Annotated in this window: 21 protein-coding genes; 8 read left to right on the top strand and 13 right to left on the bottom strand. The window is 68.8% G+C overall.

What is annotated here, in order from left to right:
• Positions 1-14: 14 nt before the first annotated feature.
• On the top strand, positions 15-461 hold the full coding sequence (locus ACWESM_RS12030; protein WP_355071515.1) for a hypothetical protein: 447 nt from the start codon (positions 15-17) through the stop codon (positions 459-461).
• On the opposite strand, the gene ACWESM_RS12025 is transcribed toward ACWESM_RS12030, so the two are convergent.
• The 7 genes from ACWESM_RS12025 to clpB all read right to left on the bottom strand — a co-directional run bounded on the left by ACWESM_RS12025 (position 445) and on the right by clpB (position 8153).
• Positions 445-1152, bottom strand: a complete 708-nt coding sequence (locus ACWESM_RS12025) for a lysoplasmalogenase (protein ID WP_364424677.1) — start codon at positions 1150-1152, stop codon at positions 445-447. The two genes, ACWESM_RS12030 and ACWESM_RS12025, sit on opposite strands and share 17 nt — an antisense overlap.
• A gap of 2 nt (positions 1153-1154) precedes the next feature.
• Positions 1155-2213: a beta-ketoacyl-ACP synthase 3 gene (locus tag ACWESM_RS12020; protein ID WP_364424680.1), complete on the bottom strand. Its 1059-nt coding sequence runs from the start codon at positions 2211-2213 to the stop codon at positions 1155-1157.
• 49 nt (positions 2214-2262) lie between these two features.
• Complete coding sequence (gene pyrE / locus ACWESM_RS12015) at positions 2263-2811, bottom strand: orotate phosphoribosyltransferase (RefSeq protein ID WP_355071509.1); 549 nt, start codon at positions 2809-2811, stop codon at positions 2263-2265.
• A 1-nt stretch (position 2812) separates the two neighbouring features.
• The gene (locus ACWESM_RS12010; protein ID WP_356962847.1) at positions 2813-3616 is read right to left on the bottom strand and encodes an SDR family NAD(P)-dependent oxidoreductase; all 804 of its coding nucleotides are present in this window, start codon (positions 3614-3616) and stop codon (positions 2813-2815) included.
• A 55-nt stretch (positions 3617-3671) separates the two neighbouring features.
• On the bottom strand, positions 3672-4667 hold the full coding sequence (locus tag ACWESM_RS12005; protein ID WP_397276314.1) for a hypothetical protein: 996 nt from the start codon (positions 4665-4667) through the stop codon (positions 3672-3674).
• A gap of 80 nt (positions 4668-4747) precedes the next feature.
• Positions 4748-5548 carry a DUF5666 domain-containing protein gene (locus ACWESM_RS12000; RefSeq protein WP_355071506.1) on the bottom strand — a complete coding sequence of 267 codons (801 nt, stop codon included), beginning with the start codon at positions 5546-5548 and terminating at the stop codon, positions 4748-4750.
• Positions 5549-5597: 49 nt separating this feature from the next.
• Positions 5598-8153, bottom strand: coding sequence for an ATP-dependent chaperone ClpB (gene clpB / locus ACWESM_RS11995; RefSeq protein WP_356962850.1), 2556 nt, complete (start codon positions 8151-8153; stop codon positions 5598-5600).
• 338 nt (positions 8154-8491) lie between these two features.
• Between clpB and ACWESM_RS11990 the strand changes: the two genes are divergently transcribed.
• The 4 genes from ACWESM_RS11990 (at position 8492) to ACWESM_RS11975 (ending at position 12627) form a co-directional block, all read left to right on the top strand.
• Positions 8492-9427, top strand: coding sequence for an NADP-dependent oxidoreductase (locus tag ACWESM_RS11990; RefSeq protein WP_355071503.1), 936 nt, complete (start codon positions 8492-8494; stop codon positions 9425-9427).
• A gap of 56 nt (positions 9428-9483) precedes the next feature.
• Positions 9484-10371 carry an LLM class flavin-dependent oxidoreductase gene (locus ACWESM_RS11985; protein WP_452491647.1) on the top strand — a complete coding sequence of 296 codons (888 nt, stop codon included), beginning with the start codon at positions 9484-9486 and terminating at the stop codon, positions 10369-10371.
• Positions 10372-10679: 308 nt separating this feature from the next.
• Positions 10680-11837, top strand: coding sequence for an FAD-binding oxidoreductase (locus ACWESM_RS11980; protein WP_039802769.1), 1158 nt, complete (start codon positions 10680-10682; stop codon positions 11835-11837).
• Between the two features lie 28 nt (positions 11838-11865).
• Complete coding sequence (locus ACWESM_RS11975) at positions 11866-12627, top strand: FAD-binding oxidoreductase (protein ID WP_355072103.1); 762 nt, start codon at positions 11866-11868, stop codon at positions 12625-12627.
• Positions 12628-12841: 214 nt separating this feature from the next.
• Here the strand turns inward: ACWESM_RS11975 and ACWESM_RS11970 are convergent, their stop codons facing one another.
• From ACWESM_RS11970 to ACWESM_RS11945, 6 genes are all read right to left on the bottom strand, one after another.
• Complete coding sequence (locus ACWESM_RS11970) at positions 12842-14011, bottom strand: FAD-binding oxidoreductase (RefSeq protein ID WP_355071500.1); 1170 nt, start codon at positions 14009-14011, stop codon at positions 12842-12844.
• A 531-nt stretch (positions 14012-14542) separates the two neighbouring features.
• Entirely contained in the window at positions 14543-14962 is a 420-nt protein-coding gene (locus ACWESM_RS11965; RefSeq protein WP_355071498.1) for a heat shock protein transcriptional repressor HspR, read from the bottom strand.
• Positions 14962-16122 carry a molecular chaperone DnaJ gene (gene dnaJ, locus ACWESM_RS11960; RefSeq protein ID WP_355071496.1) on the bottom strand — a complete coding sequence of 387 codons (1161 nt, stop codon included), beginning with the start codon at positions 16120-16122 and terminating at the stop codon, positions 14962-14964. The genes ACWESM_RS11965 and dnaJ overlap by 1 nt, the downstream gene beginning before the upstream one ends.
• A 24-nt stretch (positions 16123-16146) precedes the next feature.
• A complete protein-coding gene (gene grpE, locus ACWESM_RS11955; RefSeq protein ID WP_452491645.1) occupies positions 16147-16806 on the bottom strand; it encodes a nucleotide exchange factor GrpE in 660 nt (219 codons plus the stop codon).
• Entirely contained in the window at positions 16803-18650 is a 1848-nt protein-coding gene (dnaK, locus tag ACWESM_RS11950) for a molecular chaperone DnaK (RefSeq protein ID WP_355071493.1), read from the bottom strand. The genes grpE and dnaK overlap by 4 nt, the downstream gene beginning before the upstream one ends.
• A gap of 308 nt (positions 18651-18958) precedes the next feature.
• Positions 18959-19429 (bottom strand): MarR family winged helix-turn-helix transcriptional regulator, encoded by a 471-nt coding sequence (locus tag ACWESM_RS11945; protein ID WP_355071491.1) that lies wholly within the window; start codon positions 19427-19429, stop codon positions 18959-18961.
• Positions 19430-19539: 110 nt separating this feature from the next.
• Here ACWESM_RS11945 and ACWESM_RS11940 point away from each other — a divergent pair, with 110 nt between their 5' ends.
• From ACWESM_RS11940 to ACWESM_RS11930, 3 genes are all read left to right on the top strand, one after another.
• Positions 19540-21243: an MFS transporter gene (locus tag ACWESM_RS11940; RefSeq protein WP_452491643.1), complete on the top strand. Its 1704-nt coding sequence runs from the start codon at positions 19540-19542 to the stop codon at positions 21241-21243.
• 5 nt (positions 21244-21248) lie between these two features.
• Positions 21249-21545, top strand: coding sequence for a hypothetical protein (locus ACWESM_RS11935; protein ID WP_397276304.1), 297 nt, complete (start codon positions 21249-21251; stop codon positions 21543-21545).
• A gap of 139 nt (positions 21546-21684) precedes the next feature.
• On the top strand, positions 21685-22848 hold the full coding sequence (locus ACWESM_RS11930; protein ID WP_364424692.1) for a zinc-binding dehydrogenase: 1164 nt from the start codon (positions 21685-21687) through the stop codon (positions 22846-22848).
• Positions 22849-22858 lie beyond the last annotated feature (10 nt).

Raw genomic sequence — 22858 nt, 5'->3', positions numbered from 1 at the left:
GGGTGGAGGCTGGTATGGATCACGAGCGGATACTGCGCACGGTGCTCGGGGTGACCGCCGGGTATCTGATCCTGCTGGCGCTGTGGTTGGGGTGGGTGGTGCATCGGACGCCGCCGGGGACGGTGCCGTATCAGATCGTGGCGTTGGTCGGGTTGTTCGGTTCGTGCGTCGGCATCGGGATGATGCTCGCCGGACGGCCGTCCAAGGCGGATCGCCGCTTGTGGCGGCACGGGCTGGAAGGCTGGGCGACCGTCGAGGGCGTGCACCCACTCGAGCGCACCGACCATTACACGGAGCTCACCGAGCTGGATCTGGAACTGACCGTACCGGGCTCCGAGAGTTACCGCGGCACTGTGGTTTTCGACGCCACCCCGGCCGACAAACCCCGGCTCGCGGTCGGCGAGATCCTCTCCATCCGCGTCGACCCGGCGAACCGGGATCGCATCATTCTGGTGCTGTGAGCACCGGCTTCACGTGCGCTTTCGGATCGGCGAGCAGGTACTGCGCGGCCGCATAGGTCGCCAGGATCACGCCTTCGGCCACCCGCCGGGTCCGCTCGCCGCGCGCGAACAACCGCCGCAGCACGATCAGCCCGTCCGAGACGGTGAACAGCAGCGCTCCGACGCCGAGGCGGCTGCGCGGATCGGTACCGGGAATGTTCACTCCCGCAACGTTTTTCGTGGCGGGCGCCAGCGCAGGGTCCGACGCGAGCACGGCCGCGGTACCCAAGGTGACGCCGTACGCGGTCAGCGGCGCGGCCACCGAAGGGGCCTTCTTCCGCAGCAACCCGGCCGCACCCAGCCAGGCGGCCACCCGGGGTACGGCCACCCCGACGGCGGGCCTGCCACCCATCCGCCACCACAGCGTGGAGTATCCGGCCTGCATCACCGCGAACGACGAGGCGCCCGCGATCAGCCTGCGATCGTCGTCCGGATCGATGAGCAGGATGTCGCCGACCGTGGCCGCGCCCAGCGACCCGATCAGCACCGTGCGCTCGGTGGACGGCAGCTCTCGGCCTTCGGTGGCCACGTCCGCCGCGAGCAGCGGCATCAGCAGCGGCTTCGCGATCCACTGCGCCTTCTCCCGCCCGGTGACGGCGCCGAAGACGGTGAGCGCCGCCGCCGCGAGATATCCGGCTCGGAACGGCCGCATGGTCAGAAGCTCGGCTCGGTGGGCGCGGGCGGCAGCGTGACGACTTGTCCCGCGTAACTCAGCCCCGCGCCGAAGCCGAGCAGCAACGCCGTCTGCCCGCCCTTGGCCTTGCCGGTGACCAGCATTTCCTCGATCGCGAGCGGAATGGACGCGGCGGAGGTGTTTCCGGTGTTCTCGATGTCGTTGGCCATCGGGATCTCGTCGGCCAGCCCGAGATTCTTCTTCATCAGCTCGTTGATCCGGGCATTGGCCTGATGCGGGACGAAGACCTCGATGTCCTCCTTGGCCACGCCGGAGACCTCGAGCGCGGTGGACAGCGCGCGCGGCAGGGTGACCGCGGCCCAGCGGAAGACGCGGGGGCCCTCCATCCGCAGCGACATCCGGCCGACCGGATCCACCGCCGGGTCGAGCCCCTGCATGGCCTGAGCGCGCTGCATGTACTCGAGGAAATCGATGTCCTGCATGATCGCTGCGGCGTTCTCGCCGTCGCTGCCCCACACAGTCGGCGAGATGCCGTTCTCGTCGCTCGGGCCGACCACGACCGCGCCCGCGCCGTCACCGAAGATCATCGCGGTGCCGCGGTCGGTGGGGTCGAGTCCGACGGTCATCGTCTCGGCGCCGATGAGCAGGACGTACTCGGCGGAACCGGATCGGATCATGTCGGCGGCCACGCCGAGGCCGTATCCGAAGCCGCCGCAGCCGGAGGTCAGGTCGAAAGCGGGGACGCCGTTCATGCCGATGTCATAGGCCACCTGCGGCGCGCCGTGCGGGGTGAGGGTCAGCCAGCTGGAGGTGGCCAGGATCACGGCGCCGATCTTCGACCGGTCGACGCCGCTGTTGACGATCGCGCGCTCGCCCGCCGCCGCCGCGATCGACCGGAGCGTCTCGTCACCGCTGATCCAGCGCCGGTTGCGGACGCCGGTGCGCTCGAAGATCCACTCGTCGGTGGAATCCAGGACCTCGCAGACCTCCGCGTTGCTGACCAGGCGTTCGGGTCGGTAAGCGCCGATTCCGAGCATCGCGACGTTCTCGCGGCTCCTGTTGACTGCAATGCTCACCACTGGAGACTCACACGACCCTTCACCTTCGAAGACTTACACCTCGTCCAGGCTATCCCAGGGCGAGATCCTTCAAGCCGAGGATCGACCGGTACTCCAGACCTTCCGCGGCAATCACCTGGTCGGCGCCGGTTTCCCGGTCGACGACGGTGGCGACGCCGACCACGGTAGCGCCCGCAGCGCGCAACGCGCGCACCGCGGTCAGGGGCGAATTGCCGGTCGTCGTGGTGTCCTCCACGACCAGCACCCGCTTGCCCACGACATCGGGGCCTTCGATCTGGCGCTGCATGCCGTGCGACTTCGCGGCCTTGCGCACCACGAAGGCGTCGATCGGGCGGCCGGGCGCGTGCAGCACGGCCAGCGCCACCGGGTCCGCGCCCATGGTCAGGCCGCCGACGGCGTCGAAGTCCCAGTCCGCGACGAGTTCGCGCAGCAGCTTGCCGATCAGCGGGCCCGCGCCGTGGTGCAGCGTCGCGCGGCGCAGGTCGACGTAGTAGTCGGCCTCTTTGCCCGAGGACAGGGTCACCCGGCCGTGCACGACGGCGAGCTCGCGTACCAGCGCGGCCAGCCGGTCCCTGTCGTTGGTAATCACGTCGATCATGTCAAGTCCTTCCGCGTGCGTTGAACAGCCCGCGATTGAGCCGGGCCCCCAGGGTTCGCGGGATCATTCCGGCGACGGTGGTGAGCGCTTTGTACTGCACACCGGGCACGCTGAGCACCCGGCCCTTCTCCAGATCACGCAGTGAGCCGGCGACTACCTGGTCGACGCTCAGCCACAACGCTTTCGGCAGCGAGGACATCTCGATGCCTGCTCGCTGGTGGAATTCCGTGCGGACGAATCCCGGGCACAGGGCTTGGACCCGGACTCCGGTCCCGGCCAATCCGCCTGCCAACCCTTCCGTGAAGGATACGACGTATGCCTTGGACGCCGAGTACGTCGACCCTCGTCCGGGAATCAGGCCTGCCACGCTGGCCACGTTGACGACGCAGCCGTTGGCCGCCGCGATCATCGGCGGCAGCGCGGCCCTGGTGAGCCGCACCACGGAGGTGACGTTGACGTCCAGTTGCGCCTGCAACTGCTCGGGCGGCAATGTCCAGAACTCCCCTGACCGCGCGAAACCGGCGTTGTTCACCAGGAATTCGACGCCGTCGGCCAGCCGCGCCGCGACCCGCTCGCGATCCTCGGCCCCGGCCAGGTCGGCGACGAGCAGCTCCGAGCGGGTACCGAAGCGGTGTTCCATCTCGGTCGCGAGGGCGGTGAGGCGCTGCTCGTCCCTGGCGGCCAGCACCAAGTCGTAGCCGAGGGAGGCCAGCCGGGTCGCGTAACCGCGGCCGATACCCGAGGTCGGTCCGGTGATCAAAGCCACCGGGCGGGTGGCGCCGGGCAGCCGGGGATGCTCGGTCATGACGGCGCGATCGATGGCAGTCGCTCGGGTCCGACCGCGGTGGGCGCGCGGCCGGTCACTTCGGCACGGGTCCCTGGTAGGGGCGGAAGCCGGGATGGAACGGTCCACCGGGCGGGTCGGCGGGCCGCTGCCGCGACTCGGAGTCGGCCCGGCCCTCGGCGCGCTCGTCGCGTTCCTCATGTGACCGAGGCCCGTCGTCCTCGCGCACGCGGGCGCGGGTGTTCGGCACGACGGCCAGCGACGGGCGGCGCGCCGGTTCCGATCCCCGCTCCTCGGCTCGCTCGCCGGCGTGGGAGTCGTCATCGGACCGCTCGTCGCCTTCGGCCTCCGGGCGCGCACGGTCGCCCGCGTCGTCCTCGGGGCCCCGGACGTTCTCGCCCCGCTGACGCTCGCGAGGCCGGGAGCGGCCCGGCTCGGGTCCGCCGTCGTCGAAGTGCGGCTCGCTGACCGGTGGCAGCACGTGCAGCAGGCCGGACAGGCGCAGCACCGCGTCGATCGCGCCTTCCCAGTCCTTCGGGGTGGTGCCGACCAGCAGCATGCCCAGCGTCCAGTTGCCCTCGCTCCAGAGCATCTGTACGGAGTCCGGAAGATTCTCGATGAACGCGACCATGCGCTGATCGACCGCGTGCCTGGCGATTTCGGGATTGGTCGCGAACACCACGCGATCACCGATGGCGCCGAGCAGTTCCAGATCGTGGTCCTTGGGCGGCGCGGCCGTCTTCAGCCGCATGTCCACGTCGATGTCCGAACCGATCTGGCGGCGGACCGCGACCAGCGTCGCGGAGTCCTCCAAGTCGAACAGCACGAACTTCTCGCCCTTGCGGATGCCGGAGACCACGTCGACCGCGGAGAGATAGCCCAGTTTGGTCAGCGCGCCCCGCCGCCACGTGGACGGCAGCGCGGGTTCCACGGACACATAGGTATAGCCCTGCGACTTCGCCCACACCTGTCGCGCGTGACCGGTCCGCTGACGCTGGAGCCGATCGAAATACAGCAGCACGATCGCACCCACGAGCGCGATCGCCGCCAACCCGAACCACATTGCCGTCATCGACGCCTAGCCTAATGGTCCCGGCCGGACATGGTCCGTCATTACCCCCGGCGCTTCGCGCGGGCCGCGCCCGGCGCGGCTCATCGTCCGCCGCCGGGCAGCGAGGTACCGATGATGACCTTCGCCTGGATCGATCCGTCCGCGGCCTTGTCGCCCTGGATCAGCACCAGCTCACCGGTGGCGAGATCGGATACTTTCGTGCCCGACAAGGCGATCACCTGCGTCTTGGCGTCCGTGCGCACCGTGATGGTGTTGCCCATCACCGAACTCACCGTCAGGGTGCCCCCGTCGTTCGCGGTGATGGTGCCCATGGTCGCGCCGAGCCCGTCGGCATCGCCGAGGCCGGGCACGCTGGGCAACCCGCTCGGTGGGGTCGGCTGGGCGTTCCTGGTTCCCGGCGCCGGTCTCGTGGTGACGCGCGTCGTCGGTGCCGCCGCGGTGTCGGCCGAGCCGGAATCGCTTGCGCCCAGCAGCACGCCCGAGACCACCCCGATCGCACCGATGAGCAACACGACGCCGATGCCGAGGGCGATCCACAGACCGGTGTTGCGGCGCGGCGGCTGCGGTGGTGGTCCCTGCGGCACTCCCCCGGCAGGCGGCATCGCGCCGCCGGGCGGCCCCGCCGCACCCGGAGCGGTGTCCGGATAGGCGGCCCACTGGGAGTCGTAGGACGGGAACGCGCGCGTCGCGTTCGTCGGGGGTGGGCCCCAGGATCCGTACTGCTCCGTCGGGGGATATTCCGACGGAGCGCCGGCGCCGTACGCGTCGGGATACGCCGTGGTGTGCGCCGGGCCCCCGTAGCCGGACTTGCCCGGCGGACCCAGGTGCTCGGTCGGTGCATCCTCCGGCCGCTGTCCCCAGGGATCGTTCGGGTTGGTCATGGCTTCCAGGGTAAGCGGCCCCGCACGCGCGGGGCCGCTTGCTCACTCATCACCTTCCGACGATCAGACCGTCCCCGTCGGGGCTGACGGCCACCTTGACGCTGTCGCCGTCGGTGACCTCGCCCGCCAGCAACTCCTTGGCGAGGGAGTCGCCGATGGCCTGCTGGATCAGCCTGCGCAACGGACGAGCGCCATAGGAGGGGTCGTAACCGCGCACGGCGAGCCAGAACCGAGCCGAATCGCTGACCTCCAGCTTCAGCCTGCGTTGCGCCAGGCGCTTCTGCAGCTGATCGAGCTGTATGTCGACGATCTGCTCCAACTGCTCCTCGTCGAGCGCGTGGAACATGACCACGTCGTCGAGGCGGTTGAGGAACTCCGGCTTGAAGGCCGAACGCACCGCGTTCATGACGAACTCCTGGTCACCACCCGCACCCAGGTTCGAGGTGAGGATGAGGATGGTGTTGCGGAAGTCCACCGTGCGGCCTTGGCCGTCGGTGAGCCTGCCCTCGTCGAGTACCTGGAGCAGGATGTCGAACACGTCCGGGTGCGCCTTCTCGATCTCGTCGAACAGCACCACCGTGTAGGGCCTGCGCCGCACCGCCTCGGTGAGCTGACCGCCCTGGTCGTAACCGACGTAGCCGGGCGGGGCGCCGACCAGCCGGGCCACCGAGTGCTTCTCGCTGTACTCGCTCATGTCGATGCGGACCATGGCGCGCTCGTCGTCGAACAGGAAGTCCGCCAACGCTTTCGCCAGCTCCGTCTTGCCGACGCCGGTCGGGCCGACGAACATGAACGAGCCGGTGGGGCGATTCGGATCGGCGACACCCGCGCGCGCCCGGCGCACCGCGTCGGACACCGCCTGCACCGCCTCGGTCTGACCGACCACGCGGCGACCCAGCTCCTCCTCCATGCGCAGCAGCTTCTGGGTCTCGCCTTCCAGCATCCGGCCCACCGGAATGCCGGTCCACGAGGACACCACCTCGGCGATGTCGTCCGGGCCGACTTCTTCCTTGAGCATCACCTCGCCGTCGCCCGCGGTGGCCGAGGACTGCTCGGCCTGAGCGAGCTGCTTCTCCAGCGCGGGGATCCGGCCGTAGCGCAGTTCGGCCGCCTTGCCCAGATCACCGTCGCGCTCGGCGCGTTCGGATTCGCCGCGCAGCGCTTCCAGTTGCTCCTTGAGCGTGCGCACCTGGTCGATCGCGCTCTTCTCGTTCTGCCAACGGGTGGTCAGCTGATTGAGCTTCTCCCGGTCGTCGGCGAGTTCGGCGCGCAGCTTCTCCAGCCGCTGCTTGGAGGCCTCGTCGGTCTCCTTGGCGAGGGCGACCTCCTCGATCTCCAGGCGGCGCACCGCGCGCTCCACCTCGTCGATCTCCACCGGGCGGGAGTCGATCTCCATGCGCAACCGCGAGGCCGACTCGTCTACCAGGTCGATCGCCTTGTCCGGGAGGAACCGGGAGGTGATGTAGCGGTCCGACAGCGTAGCCGCGGCGACCAGCGCGGAGTCGGTGATGCGCACACCGTGGTGCACCTCGTAGCGATCCTTGATGCCGCGCAGGATGCCGATGGTGTCCTCCACCGACGGCTCGCCGACCAGCACCTGCTGGAAGCGCCGCTCCAGGGCGGCGTCCTTCTCGATGTGCTGGCGGTATTCCTCCAGCGTGGTCGCGCCGACCAGGCGCAGCTCGCCGCGGGCCAGCATCGGCTTGATCATGTTGCCCGCGTCCATCGCCGATTCACCGGTGGCGCCCGCGCCGACGATGGTGTGCAGCTCGTCGATGAACGTGATGATCTGGCCCGCGCTGTTCTTGATGTCCTCGAGCACGGCCTTGAGCCGCTCCTCGAACTCGCCGCGGTACTTCGCGCCCGCGACCATCGCGCCGAGGTCGAGCGCCACGACGGACTTGCCGCGCAGCGACTCCGGGACGTCGCCCGCCACGATGCGCTGGGCGAGCCCCTCGACGATGGCCGTCTTGCCGACACCCGGCTCGCCGATCAGCACCGGGTTGTTCTTGGTGCGACGGCTCAAAACCTGCACCACCCGGCGGATCTCGGTGTCCCGGCCGATGACCGGGTCGAGTTTGCCGTTGCGGGCGGCGTCGGTGAGGTCGGTGGAGTACTTCTCCAGCGCCTGGTAGCTGCCCTCCGGATCGGGGCTGGTCACCCGGGCGCTGCCACGCACCGCGGTGAACGCCGCACGCAGCGCGTCGGCGGTGGCGCCGTACTTGGTGAGCAGCATCGTCACGTCGGAGTCGCCTTGGGCGAGACCGACCATCACGTGCTCGGTGGAGACGTATTCGTCACCGAGTTCGGTGGCCAGGCGCTGCGCCGCGGTGATCGCGGCGAGCGCCTCGCGGCCCAGCTGCGGTGTGGTGGTGGCGCCGGTCGCCTGCGGCAGCCGGTCCACGATGGCCTGTGCCTCGTTGCGCACGACCGCCGGATCCGTTCCGACGGCCTTCAGCAAGGGCGCGGCGATGCCGTCGGTCTGGTCCAGCAACGCCACCAGCAAGTGCGCCGGACGAATCTCCGGGTTGCCCGCGGCGGAGGCCGCCTGCAGGGCGGCGGTCAGTGCGGCCTGGGTCTTGGTGGTGGGATTGAACGAGTCCACGAGTCACCTTCCTACTAGTCGAGTCGATTCGTACGGCGCCGAGCGTGTTCGCCCGGCCGAAGCCGTCGCTTCGTCCCGCTCCGCCTTCGGCTCGGCGCCGTTCCTACCCGTCCAACGTCCGAAAGGTTGAGTCTGTTCCGCTCAAGTTTCGAATTCTTCGCCACGCCGCTCCGATGCCGCCGGATCGTGTCGAACGCTACGCCCCGGCATCGGCGAAAGCGACGCCCCGCGACACCGCCGATGCGATGATTCCGCACGTCGGCGACCTTCGGATGCCTACGATGACCTCGGCCGTCAGTTGTTGCAGCACTCTTCACCCCGACTCGAGGAGCGAATGGATGCGCGCGATCGTGGTACGGAAGTTCGGAGCGACGCCGGAACTGGCCGAGATGCCGATGCCCGAGCCGGGCCCCGGATCCGTGCGGGTCCAACTCCAGGCGGCCGGGGTGAATCCCTTCGACCGAAAGGTGGCCTCCGGCCTCCTGGAAGGCAAACTGCCGCACGACTTTCCGCTGATCCTCGGAGTCGACGGGGCGGGCACGGTCGCCACGATCGGCGCGGGCGTCAGCCGGTTCGCCATCGGCGACCGGGTGGTCGGCAAGTTCCTCACACCGCCGGTGGGCCACGGCAGTTTCGCCGAGTACGCGGTGCTCCCTGAGGGCGGCACGCTGGTGCCGATCCCGCCGGGCGTGACCACCGTCGCCGCCGCCGCGCTGCCGACGGCCGGGGTGACCGCGCAGGACCTCGTGGACGCCACCCACATCCACCCGGGCCAGACCGTGCTGATCGTGGGCGCGACCGGCGGCGTCGGCTCCTTCTTGGTGCAGCTGGCCAATATCGCCGGCGCGCACGTCATCGCCACGGCACGCGGCGACTCCGCCGATCAGATGACCCGCTTGGGCGCGGCCGAGACGGTGGACTACACCGCGGGACCGGTGCGCGACCAGGTCGCCGCCGCGCATCCGGACGGCATCGACGTGCTGTTCGATCTGGTGAGCCCGCCCGAGGCGCTGGCGGAGCTGACCACGCTGGTCCGCGACGGCGGCACCGTCTACTCCACCACCTTCGCGGCCGACGAGGACGCGCTGCGCGCACGGTCGCTGAAAGGGGGCAACATCGAATCCAAGGGGAAAGCGCCGGAGCTGGCCCGGCTGATCCAGCGCGTCGCCGCCGGTGACGTGGTCGTGCCGATCGACGCGACCGTCCCGCTCGCGGAGGGACCGGCGGTCATCGGAGCGCCCGGCGCACGCGGCAAGACCGTGCTCGCCATCTGAGCGACACCGGCCCGCCACGCCGGGGTCGGGCGTCCCGCGAGACCACCAGGAGGTGTGTGACGAGCACTCGACCGCCCCAATTCGGTCTGTTCCTGATCCCGGAGGCCGACGACTTCCGCAGGCTCGCCGAGCTGAGCGTGTACGCCGACGTGTCCGGGCTCGACCTGATCGGGATCCAGGACCATCCCTACCAGCGCCGTTTCCTGGACACCTGGACGCTGATCACCGCTCTCGTCGCGCGCACCGAGCGGATCACCTTCTTCCCCGACGTGGCGAACCTGCCGCTGCGCAACCCCGCGTTGCTCGCGAAGGCGGTGGCCTCGCTCGACATCATCAGCGACGGCCGGATCCAGCTCGGTCTCGGCGCCGGCGCGTTCTGGGACGCCGTCGCCGGGATGGGCGGACCGCGCCGAACCGGCGGCGAGGCGGTACGCGCCCTGGCCGAGGCGATCGCGGTGATCCGCGCCTTGTGGAGCGACGAGCGTTCGGTCCGGGTGCCCGGCGCCTTCTACTCCCTGGCGGGCGCGCATCCAGGCCCCCGGCCGCGGCACGAGCCCGGCATCTGGCTCGGTGCGCGCGGGCCGCGCATGCTCGAGCTCACCGGACGCGCCGCCGACGGCTGGGTGCCGTCCGCCGCGTGGGCGCCGCCGGAGTTCCTCGCCGAAGCGGGCGAGCGGATCGATGCCGCCGCCGCGGCGGCGGACCGGGATCCGCTGACGGTGCGGCGGGTGCTGAACGTATCGGGCACCATCACCGCGGACGGGGCCGATCGCGGCTTCCTGGAGGGCCCGCCCCAGCGCTGGGTCGACGACCTGCTCGCCCTGCACCGTGACCAGCGGATCGACGGTTTCGTCTTCTGGCCGACCGAGGGGGAACCGGTCGAGCAGATCCGTCGTTATACCGAGCAGGTCGTGCCTGCGGTGCGTACCGGCGCCGGAACCTGACCGGCCGGAAACGGCATCCTCCGGTCCCGCATCGACGCGGAAATCCGGCCCGGCCCGCCCACGACGGCGGTACCCGACGGGTCAGCGGCATCCGCCGTTTGCCCACCGATTACCGTTTGCCCGGGTCGCACGGCACCAACGGGCGCAGCCGGACGTAGTCCGTCTCCAGCACGGGCGTGGCCGCAGCGAAGGCGAAGGTTCGCTTTATACCCACACGACCACGGCATTTTCGGGGATACTTGTCGGCGGGAGACCGCCGGTAACGGGTATGTCCCCGGGCAGAACTGAGGGAAAGGAAGCTCCACGTCGTGGATGCGCGTTCGGCTGCGCTGGTCCGCGCCAATTTTCGTTCGGTGATCGAGTCGCCGAATGGACCCGAGCGGTTGGTCAGTGCGTTCTACGGACATTTGTTCGCCGAGAACCCACGGTTGCGCGAATTGTTCCCACCCGCCATGGAGATGCAGGCCAAACGGATCGCCACGGCCATCCAGTACGTCCTCGATCACCTGGAGGACTGGGACCGCGCGCAGAAGTTCCTGGAGCAACTCGCTCGCGACCATCGCAAGTACGGCGTGGAGGCCGCGCACTACGACATAGCGGGCCGTGCGCTGCTGGCGGCGTTCCGCGTCTACAACGGCGCGGCGTGGAATCGGAGCCTGGAGGAGGGCTGGCGCGACATCACCATCCTGATCTCCGCGTCCATGGCCATCGGCGCCAACTCCGACAAGTCGCAGCCGGTGTGGGAGGCCACCGTGGTCGGCCATCGCCGCGTGCTGGAGGACCTGGCCATCGTGCGCCTGCAGTCCGATGGGCCGGTGCCCTACCAGGCCGGGCAGTACGTGCCGGTCACCATTCCGCAGCGGCCCAAGATGTGGCGCTATTTCTCTCCCGCCATCCCGTCCAACCCGTACGGCGAGATCGAGTTCCACGTGCGCAAGATCCGCGGCGGCTGGGTGAGCCCCGCGATCGTCAACGAGACCAGGGTCGGCGACCGATGGCGGATCGCGGGCCCGCTCGGCGGACTGCACGTCGACCGGGACAGCGGCCGCGACGTGCTCATGATCGGCGCGGGCACCGGCATCGCCCCGCTGCGCGCCCAGCTGATCGAAATGGGCCAGCGCGGCATCAACCCGCGAGTGCACTTCTTCATCGGCGGCCGCTATCCCTGCGACCTGTACGACGTGGAGAACATGTGGCAGCTCTCGCAGAGCAACCCGTGGCTGACCATCGTTCCGGTGTGCGAGCAGAAGACCAACCCGTGGTGGTACCCGCATCCGCCGCAGGACGCACCGTACGGCATGCACCGGCGCCTGATCGGTAACCTTGGCGCCGTGGTCGCGAGCTTCGGCGCGTGGGAAGACCGGCAGATCCAGATCGCCGGCTCGGCCCGGATGATCGCGGACACCCGGCGCGCGCTCATCGCGGTCGGCACGCCGGAGCAGAACATCAGCTGCGACCCTGTGTAAGAAGGAGGCCCCGTTGGGGGATCCGAGCATGCTCGGCAATGGTCATCAGGCGCCGGAGTGGACTTCGACCGTGGTCGGCCATCATCGCCTGCGACACGATCTCGCGGTGATCCGCCTGATCGGAGAGTTCGTGCCGTTCGCCGCCGGACAGTCGGTCGAAGTCCGGGTGCCGCAGCATCCCGGCGTGCGCCGCAGGCTGTCGCCCGCGCTGCCGCCGTCCCTGGACGGCAAACTGGAGTTCCACGTGCGCACGGTGCCCGGCGGCTGGTGCAGCGCCGCGATCGTCGCCGACACCCAGCCGGGCGACGAGTGGCGGATCGGCGCTCCGGCAGGCGGGTTCTGGGTCGACCCCGACGGCGACGAGGTGGTGATGATCGCGGGCGGTACGGGATTGGCGCCCATGCGCGCTCAGATCCTCGAGCTGGCGCGCAAGCCGTCGCCGCCGCCCACCTACCTCTTCGTCGGGGGGCGTTCCCCCCGCGACCTGTACGCCTCGGACATGCTCTACCTGCTGGCCGCCGAATTGCCTTGGCTCACGGTGATTCCGGTGGTGGAGAACCCGGAGGATCCGAGCTGGGTCGACGACTGGTACGAGCAGTCCCGCGTCGACATCGGCTTCGCACCCGACGACCTGCTCTACGGCACCCTCGCCGAAGTCCTCGGCTCCCACGGCGCTTTCCTCGAACACCAAGTACTCGTCTGCGGCTCCCCGGCCATGGTCCAAACCACGGTCGACCGCCTCCTCGAAACCGGAACTCCGCCGGAGCGAATCCAGTTCGAGGGGCTCTGACCGATCAGCAGATCGATCAGCAGCCGTAGTATTGCCACCATCGGATATCCCGAGGCTGCAACAACGGCGAGCCCCTGGGAGCGCGGTCATCACCTGACGCCCGGCGCACCGCAACCACGTCTTTCGAGCGAAGCGAGACCGAGCATCCGCCGTTCGCGCCGAAGGCGCGGCCGAACAACACAGCCCGCGAACACCCGGCGCCGCAGGCGCCGGACTAATACAACGGGTCGTGGCGGATGTTCTTCGCCAGGGTTCCGGCTGCCATGAGTCGGAACTTGGTGGTCTGCACCATCGAGGGTGAGCCGACGATCTGCACGTCGCGGTCGGACCATGCGCCGAAACTGGCGACGACCTTGCCGATCTGGCCGGTGACGCGGGGTTCCAGGCCCGGCCAGGTGGTGCGCGGCTCCTCCGGTTCCGGGTACCACCAGGGGTTTTCGTCGTGCTCGCTCACCGGCGTGACCGTGAGCCAGCGGTTGGCCATCGCCAGCTTGCTCAGGGTCTCCAGGTCGTAGAGGTCGCAGGGGTGGTGGCCGCCGACGAACAGATGCACCTTCGGATTGGTCCGCCGCATCGCCATCGACATCAGCTGCGCGCGCAGCGGCGCGATTCCGGTGCCGCAGCCGACCATCAGCATCTTGCGTTTGGCGTTGCGCGGAACGCCGAGGCCGCCGAGTGGCGAGCCGAGCAGCCATTGGTCGCCGACGACAGTCTGGCCGACGATGGCCGAGCTGACCCAGCCGCCGAGCACGCTGCGGACGTGGAACTCGATCTCACCGTTGGCATTCGCGGGCACGGCGGGCGAGAGATAGCGCCACATGCGCGGCCGCGACGGAACCTGCACGCTCAAGTACTGGCCCGCGGCATAGCGCATCGGCTGATCCAGTTGCAGCCGGACGACGACCAGGTTGCGCAGCACCTCGCGGCGCTCGATCACCGTGCCGGTCCACACCGACGGCGTGGTCTCCTTCTCCGCCGCGCCGATCATGGTGTCGGAGATGATCTGCAGGCCCTCGTCCCAGGCGCGGTCCACCTCGTCGGTCCACATCTCGGTGCCCGCGAACACTTTCACGGCGTTCTTCAGCGCGGTGGCGACGGCGGCGTAGTGCGCGGGCTGCACGCCGTACTTGCGGTGGTCCCTGCCGAGCTGGGCCAGGAAGGGCAGCAGCTTGTCGGGCTCCTCCAACCGGTCCAGTGCATAGGAGATCGCCTTGACCAGCCGGTCGCGCTGGGAGTCCATCGCGGCGGGAAAGAAATCGCGGACGTGCGGGTAGTCGGTGAACAAGATCGCGTAGAACGATCTCGCCAGTTTCTCCGGCCCCCCATCCTCCGCAGCAACCGCCTTGAACGTAGTTCTGATCAAAGCGACAGTGCGTGAATCCATTGGTCTCACAACCCCATTTCGCACTCGTTCACGAACCATGCCGGCGAGTGAGGTGCTGCGGGGCCACTCGACAGCAGCCGATGGCAAGGAGTGTAGGCGAGGTTTGCCAGCAACGGAATCTTTCGAAGGAACATACCGCGCTCAATTTCGTCGAAACGAGGATGCCCAGGGCGACACGCCAGAGAAACCGACTGCAAGACCGGGGATTCGGGACAAAATCAGTCGTGTGCATACCGAATTGGTAAGGCCCTCTTGTGGAATTACGTCCCGATTGGTCTGTTCTAGCGACTTCAGGGCAACATGGCGTCCATCCGAGGTGGATCGAATCGGGTAGGCCGAACCGGTTACGTAAACTGATCTATGGTGAAAATGTCCAGTTGATTCGACAACGAAATAGATGGTGCCGCACCACTTCCGCCGAACATGTTCTGGTTTATCTTCAGCAAATCTTTGTGACAATGCCCGCGCACGACGACGGCCCCGGCGCCGGATCGCGATGTGCGACCGAGGCCGGGGCCGTCGTCGTGCCGGTTATCGTCTGCGCTGACCGTCCTCACGACGATGCCGCGGCTGCCAGACGACCAGCGCGGTACTGCGCTGCTGCGGAGCGAGATCCGGACGGTACGCCGCCCGCGTCCGCTCCAGCTCGGCCGACAGTTCCGCGACCTGCTGGCGCAGTTCCTCCACCTGATTGGTCAGTTCGATGATGCGCTTGATGCCCGCCAGGTTGACGCCCTCGTCCTGGGACAGCCGCTGCACCTCGCGCAGCAGCTCCACGTCCCGGGCCGAGTAGCGCCGACCACCGCCCGAAGTACGTTGCGGCGTGACCAGTCCCAGACGGTCATACGTGCGCAGCGTCTGCGCGTGCATGCCGGCCAGCTGGGCCGCGACCGAGATCATGAAGAACTCGGCCCGCGACCCGCCGGACGCGTTCTTCGGTTCGGAGGACATCACGCACCTGCCCATCCCGCACGTGGGTCGAAGCCGCCGGCCCGTTCCGCCTCCTGGTAGCGCTTCAGCGCCTCGACGGCGTCGTTGTCCAGCTTCTGCGGAATCGCGACCTTCACCGTCACCAGTAGGTCGCCCGCGCCGCCGCCGCGCTTGGGCACGCCACGGCCGCGCACCCGCAAGGTGCGGCCGTCGGCGGTACCCGGAGGCACCTTGACGCCGACCCGGCCGTCCAGAGTGGGCACCGAAACCGTTGTACCGAGGACCAATTCACTGTAACTGACCGGCAGAACCAGGGTCAGGTCGTCGCCGTTGCGGCCGAAGACCTTGTCCTGGCTGACGTGGACGGTGACATACAGGTCGCCCGAGGGCGCCCCGCGCAGCCCCGCCTCGCCCTGACCGGCCAGCCGGATCCGTTGACCGTCACCGACTCCGGGAGGAATCCGCACCGTGATGGTGCGCGTGCGGTTCTGGATGCCGCTGCCCTGGCAGTCGAGGCACGGGTCGTCGATGATCGACCCGCTGCCCCGGCACTCGTCGCACGGCTCGCTGAAGCCGAACGCGCCCTGGTTGCGGCTGACGATGCCGGTCCCGTTGCAGATCGGGCAGACTCGCGGACTCGTGCCCGGTTTGGCGCCGCTGCCGTGACACGTCGTGCACGGCGAGGGGCTGGTCATCCGCAGCGGGACCGTGACGCCCTGGGCCGCTTCCCGGAAACCGAGCGTCGTCTCGGTCTCCACGTCGGCCCCGCGCCTGGGGCGGCTCGACGACCGCGTGCCGCCCCGGTTGAACAGACCGCCGAGCAGGTCGCCGAGGCCACCGTCGGCGGCACCGGCGGCGCCGCCGAAGATGTCCCCGAGGTTGAACTCCTGCGAGAAGCCACCACCGGTACCGCCGCCGAAGCCACCGCGACCGTAGCCGCCACCCGCGAAGAGCTTGCGGGTGTCGTCGTACTCCTTGCGCTTGGCCGGATCCGACAGCACGGCGTGCGCCTCGCTGACGGCCTTGAACCGCTCCTCGGCTTTGGTGTCACCGGGGTTGGCGTCCGGATGCAAGTCCCTGGCGAGCTTGCGATAGGCCTTCTTGATCTCGTCCTGCGAGGCGCCGGAGGAAATACCCAGCTCCTTGTAGAAGTCCTTTTCGATCCACTCCCGTTGGCTCACCGAGCATCTCCTCCTCTCGCGTCCTTATTGATCGTTCGCGCCGGCATCAACATCCGATGCCTCTTCAGTAGGTTGAACAGCCTTTTCCGTCAGATCGGCTACGCCGTCGGTTACCCCGACGAGCGCGTGCCGAAGCACCCTATCGCCGAAGCGATAGCCTTTGCGCATCACAATGCCGATCACCGGGTCGTGGCCGGAGCCCTCGTGCTGTACGGCCTCGTGCAGGGTCGGGTCGAAAGGCTCGCCCTCCGAACCGAACTCCTCTAGACCCTGCTTGAGCAGCGCGGCCGACAACTTGTCGGCCACCGACCGCAGCGGACCCGATTCCAGGTCGCCGTGCGCCCGCGCGCGGTCGAGATCGTCGAGCACACCGAGCAACTCGGTGACCACCGACGCCTTGGCGTTGTCGATGACGGCCTTGCGGTCGCGCTCGACCCGGCGCCGGTAGTTGGCGTACTCGGCGGTCAGCCGCTGCAGGTCGGCGGTGCGCTCGGCGAGCTCGCCGCTGATGGTGTCGGCGAGGGCGTCGTCGTTGTCGATGTCCACGCCCTCGTCCACCTGCGGGGCCTGCGCGGCCGCGGCGCCGTTGTCCGCGGCCTGCTGCCTGACGTCACCGGTCTCCGGATCGATCTTCCGGTTGTCGACGAAGGTGATCGGCTCCTTCTCGAAGTTGTCCTCGGTCACTTCTTCTCCGTGTCGACCGGCTCGTCCACGACCTCGGCGTCCACGACCTGGTCATCCGACGCGGCGCTGGTCGCGCCGTCGCCCTGTGCGGCGGCGTCCGCGGCGGAGGCCTCGTAGATGGCCTGGCCGAGCGCCTGCGACTCGGTGGCCAGCTTCTCGACGGCCGCCTTGACCGCGGCGATGTCGGTGCCCTTCAGAGCCTCGTTCGCCTCGGCGATGGCCGCCTCGACCTTGGTCTTGACGTCCGCGGGGACCTTGTCCTCGTTCTCCTTGATGAACTTCTCGGTCTGGTGGACCAGCGACTCGGCCTGGTTGCGGGTCTCCGCCTCCTCGCGACGCGCCTTGTCCTCGGCCGCGTGGGCCTCGGCGTCCTTGACCATCCGATCGATCTCCTCCTTGGACAAGCCGGAGCCGTCCTGGATCTTGATCGTGTTCTCCTTGCCGGTGCCCTTGTCCTTCGCGGTGACGTGCACGATGCCGTTGGCGTCGATGTCGAAGGTGACCTCGATCTGCGGCACGCCGCGCGGGGCGGGCGGGATGCCGGTCAGCTCGAAGGAGCCGAGCAGCTTGTTGTGCGAGGCGATCTCGCGCTCACCCTGGAACACCTGGATCTGCACCGACGGCTGGTTGTCGTCGGCCGTGGTGAAGGTCTCCGAGCGCTTGGTCGGGATGGTGGTGTTGCGCTCGATGAGCTTGGTCATCACGCCGCCCTTGGTCTCGATGCCCAGCGACAGCGGGGTCACGTCGAGCAGCAGGACGTCCTTGACCTCACCCTTGAGCACACCGGCCTGCAGGGCGGCGCCGACGGCGACGACCTCGTCCGGGTTCACGCCCTTGTTGGGCTCCTTGCCACCGGTCAGCTCGCGCACCAGGTCGGTGACGGCCGGCATACGGGTGGAACCGCCGACGAGCACCACGTGGTCGATGTCGGACACCTTGATGCCCGCGTCCTTGATCACGGACTGGAACGGCGCGCGGGTGCGGTCGAGCAGGTCCGAGGTGATCTTCTGGAACTCGGCGCGAGTCAGCTGCTCGTCGAGGAACAGCGGGTTCTTCTCCGCGTCGACGGTGATGTAGGGCAGGTTGATCGAGGTGCTCTGCGAGGAGCTCAGCTCGATCTTGGCCTTCTCGGCGGCCTCACGCAGCCGCTGCATGGCCATCTTGTCCTTGGTGAGGTCGATGCCCGAGCTGGCCTTGAACTTGTCGACCAGCCACTGCACGACCCGCTCGTCCCAGTCGTCACCACCGAGGTGGTTGTCGCCGGAGGTGGCGCGGACCTCGACGACGCCCTCGCCGATTTCCAGCAGCGAGACGTCGAAGGTGCCGCCACCGAGGTCGAAGACCAGGATGGTCTGTTCCTTGTCGCCCTTGTCCAGGCCGTAGGCGAGCGCCGCGGCGGTGGGCTCGTTGACGATGCGCAGGACGTTCAGGCCCGCGATCTGGCCTGCTTCCTTCGTGGCCTGCCGCTGGGCGTCCTCGAAGTAGGCGGGCACGGTGATGACCGCGTCGGTGATCTCCTCACCGAGGTAGGACTCCGCGTCGCGCTTGAGCTTCATCAGCACGCGCGCGCTGATCTCCTGCGGCGTGTACTTCTTGTCGTCGATGTCCACCGACCAGTCGGTGCCGATGTGCCGCTTGACGGAGCGAATGGTGCGGTCGACGTTGGTGACGGCCTGGTTCTTCGCCGGCTGGCCGACCAGTACCTCGCCGTTCTTCGCGAACGCGACGATCGACGGGGTGGTGCGCGATCCTTCCGAGTTGGCGACGACGACCGGTTCACCGCCTTCGAGAACGGCGACGACCGAGTTCGTGGTCCCGAGGTCGATTCCGACCGCACGAGCCATAGTGGTTCCTCCTAATTGACGTACCGATATGTGTAGGTGCCGGGCGAAACCGCCCTCGGCGTCCGCTGCGGGACGCCGCGAGACCTCGCCCCTAGCACCTCACGGAGCACGGCCCCAGCAACACTGAGCGTGGTCGGCTCAATCCTGCCTCGCAGGAGTCTCGGAGTCAACCGAAACTTGAGTCGTACACACTCAATCTTGTCGACAGGCTCAACGGGCGACTCGCGCGTTTAATTCCCGGACAGCGACGCACATGCGTGACCTGCCACACACTTCCGGCGCGGCGAGGAAGCCATGGAGGGCAGGAATCAGCGGGAGAGTCCGGGATGAATGCCCGGTTCCAGCCCGTTCGTCGCCGCGAGCCGCTGCAACAGCCGCAACAAGGTGGCGCGGTCGGCCGCCTCGAATTCGCGCAGCAGGTCGGACTCGAGTCCGTCGACGACACGTTGAGCCCGGGCCAGCAGATCATGCGCGGCGGGCAGCAGGTAGACGGCATGCGCCCGGCGGTCGGCCGGATGCTTGCGGCGCTCGACCAGGCCGCGCTTCTCCAGCTCGTCGACCAACCCGACCATCACGTTGCGATGGATGCCCAACGTCTCGCACAGCTGCTGCTGCGACTGGCCGTCGTGCTCGCGCAGCACGCGCAACGTGCCGAAATGCCTGGGACCGATGCCGAGCGGGGCCAACCCGTCACTGAAGCGGTACGCGGTGTGGAACCCGAGCTGCCCGAGGAGAAAGGCGACGTGGTCGGACAGCGGCGTCGGATCGGCTTCGGGCACGCCCCGATCATAGCATTAACGCACCTTTCATGATTGCCATATTGATTGATAATCACTCGAGGTGCATAGTTTGGGAGTCGGTACTTCCCTCCCATCCGAAAGAGGCCCTCATGGAACCCGACCCCACTACTCGTCCCCCTACCGATTCCCGCCGCTGGATCGCGTTCGCGGTCGTGCTCGCCGCGGGATTCATGGACTTGCTCGACGTCACGATCGTCAATGTCGCCGTGCCGAGCATCCAGGCCGATCTGCACGCCGCGTACTCGCAGATCGAATGGATCGTCGCGGCCTACGTGCTCGCCTTCGCCGCCGTGCTGATCACCGGCGGCAGGCTCGGCGACATCTTCGGCCGCAAACGGATCTTCCTGATCGGCATGGCCGGCTTCACGCTCGCCTCGGCGGCCTGCGGCCTGAGCACCGATCCGGCCATGTTGATCGCCGCACGCTTCGTGCAGGGCGCGATGGCCGGGCTCATGGTGCCGCAGATCCTGGCGATCATCCGCGTCACCTTCGCCGACCACGAGCGCGGGCGGGCCATCGCGCTCTACAGCGGCGTCGGCGGGTCCGCCTCCGCGGTCGGTCTCTCGCTCGGCGGCCTGCTGGTGCAGTGGGACCTGTTCGACCTGGTGTGGCGGCCGATCTTCCTGGTCAACGTCCCGGTGGGCATTCTCGCGCTCGGCGCGGCCGCGGCGGTGATGAAGGAGTCCCGCTCGCCCGCCGCGCCGCGCTTGGACGTGGTCGGCATGATCCTGGCCATCGGCGCGGTGCTCCTGCTCGTCTACCCGCTGGCCGAGGGGCGCAGACTCGACTGGCCCGCTTGGACATTCGTCATGATGGCCGCCTCCGCCGCGACCTTCGCGGTGTTCGTCGCGTATGAGCGGTACCGGGCGCGGACGGTCGGCTCACCCCTGGTCGACTTGACGCTGTTCCGGTCCCGGCCGTTCGCGATCGGGCTGGGCAGCTGGCTGCTGTTCTGGATCGGACTCGGCGGGTTCTTCCTGGTGTGGACGCTGTTCATGCAGGCGGGACTGGGCTGGACGCCGATGCGAGCCGGGCTGACCGCCGTGTTCTTCGCGGTCGGCGCGGGGATCGGCGCCGGAGTCTCGGTGAGCGTGCTCGCGCCGCGGTTCGGCAGGCGGGTGCTGATCGTCGGCGGCCTGGTCAACGCCGCGGGCTTCGGCCTCTACGGCTGGCTGGCCACGCACTACGGCGCGGAGATCGCCTCGTGGCAGATGGTCTTCCCGCTGATCGTCACCGGTGCCGGATTCGGCATGGTGGTCGCGCCGACCATCGACTTACTGCTCGGCCAGGTGCCCGCGCGGGAAGCGGGCTCGGCGTCCGGTCTGCTCAATACCGGGCAGCAACTCGGCACGGCTCTGGGCGTCGCGCTCGTGGGCGTGGTGTTCTTCACCCAGCTCGACCACAATTCGGCACGCGGGGTCGACACGGTCGCGCCGGAGGTTCGCGCCGAACTCGCCGCGGTAGGCGTGCCCGAGCAGGCGCGGGACGAGATCCTCGCGAACTTCCGCGCCTGCGTGCTGGATCGATCCGCGCAGGTCGATCCGACCGTGGTGCCGGATAGCTGCCGGGCCGGCGCGGAGCGGGGCTCCAGCGGCGTCGGTCAGGTGCTCACGACGGCGGGCATGCGGGCGAACGCGGTGAACTTCGCGAATACTTTCGAGCGCACCCTCTGGTACGGCATCGGCGTCCTGGCGCTGGTCTGCCTGGGCTTCCTCGCGCTGCCGCGCAGTGCCAGACTCGAACACCACGAGATCGATATCGATGCGACGGACCCGCAACCGGTAGGGGTGTGAGCGAGATGGACCTTCTGATCATCGGCCGCAGCGGGAACACCGTGGACGCCGCCGTCGAGCGGGTTCGGGCCGCCGGGTTCTCCGCGCGCGGTGTCACCACCGACGACGAGGCGCTCGCGGCACTCGACACCGGAGAGTTCGCCCATCTGCTGATCGGCGGCGGGGTGGAGAAGAGGTCGCGGCCCGCGCTGAAGGAGGTTGCCGGACGGCACGGTGTCGCCGTGCACGAAGCTCGTCGCCATGGCCGCGACGTCGCCGACTACCTCGAGCAGGAGGTGTACCCGCGGCTGCGCGGCGCTTGACGAAAGCCGCAACCGAAAGCGCCTCGGCCCGTTGAGTCTACGGCCGAGGCAGCCACAGGGGGCGCCCTGCCGCAGTAGTGTGGCGGCGGGGCGCCCCGGCCGAGGCGCCCACCGTGCGCCGTCGATCCGAGGAGTCGTCATGAGGGCCGCCGTCGTCACCGCCGCCGAATTCGAGGTCACGGAACTGCCCACGCCCCGGCCCGGTGCGGGTCAACTGCTGATCGACGTGTCACGCTGCGGTATCTGCGGCTCGGACCTGCATGCCCGCACCCACGCCGACGAACTGGCCGACCTGGCCGTGGCCACGGGCTACGAGCACTTCATGCGTTCGGATCAGAGCGTGGTGCTCGGCCACGAATTCAGCGGCACGGTGGTCGATTACGGGCCGGACTGCCGGAAGAGGTGGAAGACGGGAACGCCGGTGGTATCGCTGCCGATCGTCCGGCACGGCAGGCAACCCCACTTGGTGGGACTGTCGACGGCGGCGCCCGGCGGCTACGCCGAACAGGTGGTGGTCCAGGAATCGATGACCATGCCGGTGCCCAACGGCTTGTCCGCCGAACACGCCGCGTTGACCGAGCCCATGGCCGTGGCCTGGCACGCCGTGCGCCGGGGCCGGGTGGGCAAGGGACAGACCGCGTTCGTCATCGGCTGTGGGCCGATCGGGCTCGCGGTGATCAGCATGCTGAAAGCCGCGGGCGTGCGCACCGTGGTGGCCAGCGACTTCTCGCCGCGCCGACGAGAACTGGCGACGGCGTGCGGCGCCGACGTCGTGGTCGACCCGGCGACCGAATCGCCCTGGACGGCCGCCCCGAAGAAGGGGCGGATCAACGGCGTCACCGACATCCTCGGACTCGGATTCGACGCCATGGATCGCCTGCGGCGGGTACCGAACCTGCCGTGGTGGTATGTCTTCCGGCTGGCTCACACGTTGAACGCGGGACCGGCCGGTCCGGTCATCTTCGAATGTGTCGGCGTACCGGGAATCATCGACCAGATCCTCACGGCCGCGCCGCCCCTCTCGCGTGTGGTGGTGGTCGGGGTCTGTATGGAGACCGACCGCTTCCATCCCGCCATGGCGATCAACAAGGAGATCGAACTGCGGTTCGTCCTCGGCTACGACCCCGGCGAGTTCCGCGACACCTTGCACATGCTCGCCGAGGGAAAGGTCGACCCGAGCCCCTTGATCACCGGGACCGTCGGTCTGGACGGCGTCGCGGACGCCTTCACCGCCCTCGGCAACCCGGAGCGGCACGCGAAGATCCTGATCGACCCGCGCGGTGCGGGCACCGCGCTGATCTGAGCGCGCTCGG

The organism is Nocardia sp. NPDC003999 (assembly GCF_053604885.1).
Note: the sequence above shows the minus strand (reverse complement) of the source record. Positions and strands in the feature narration are given on the sequence as shown.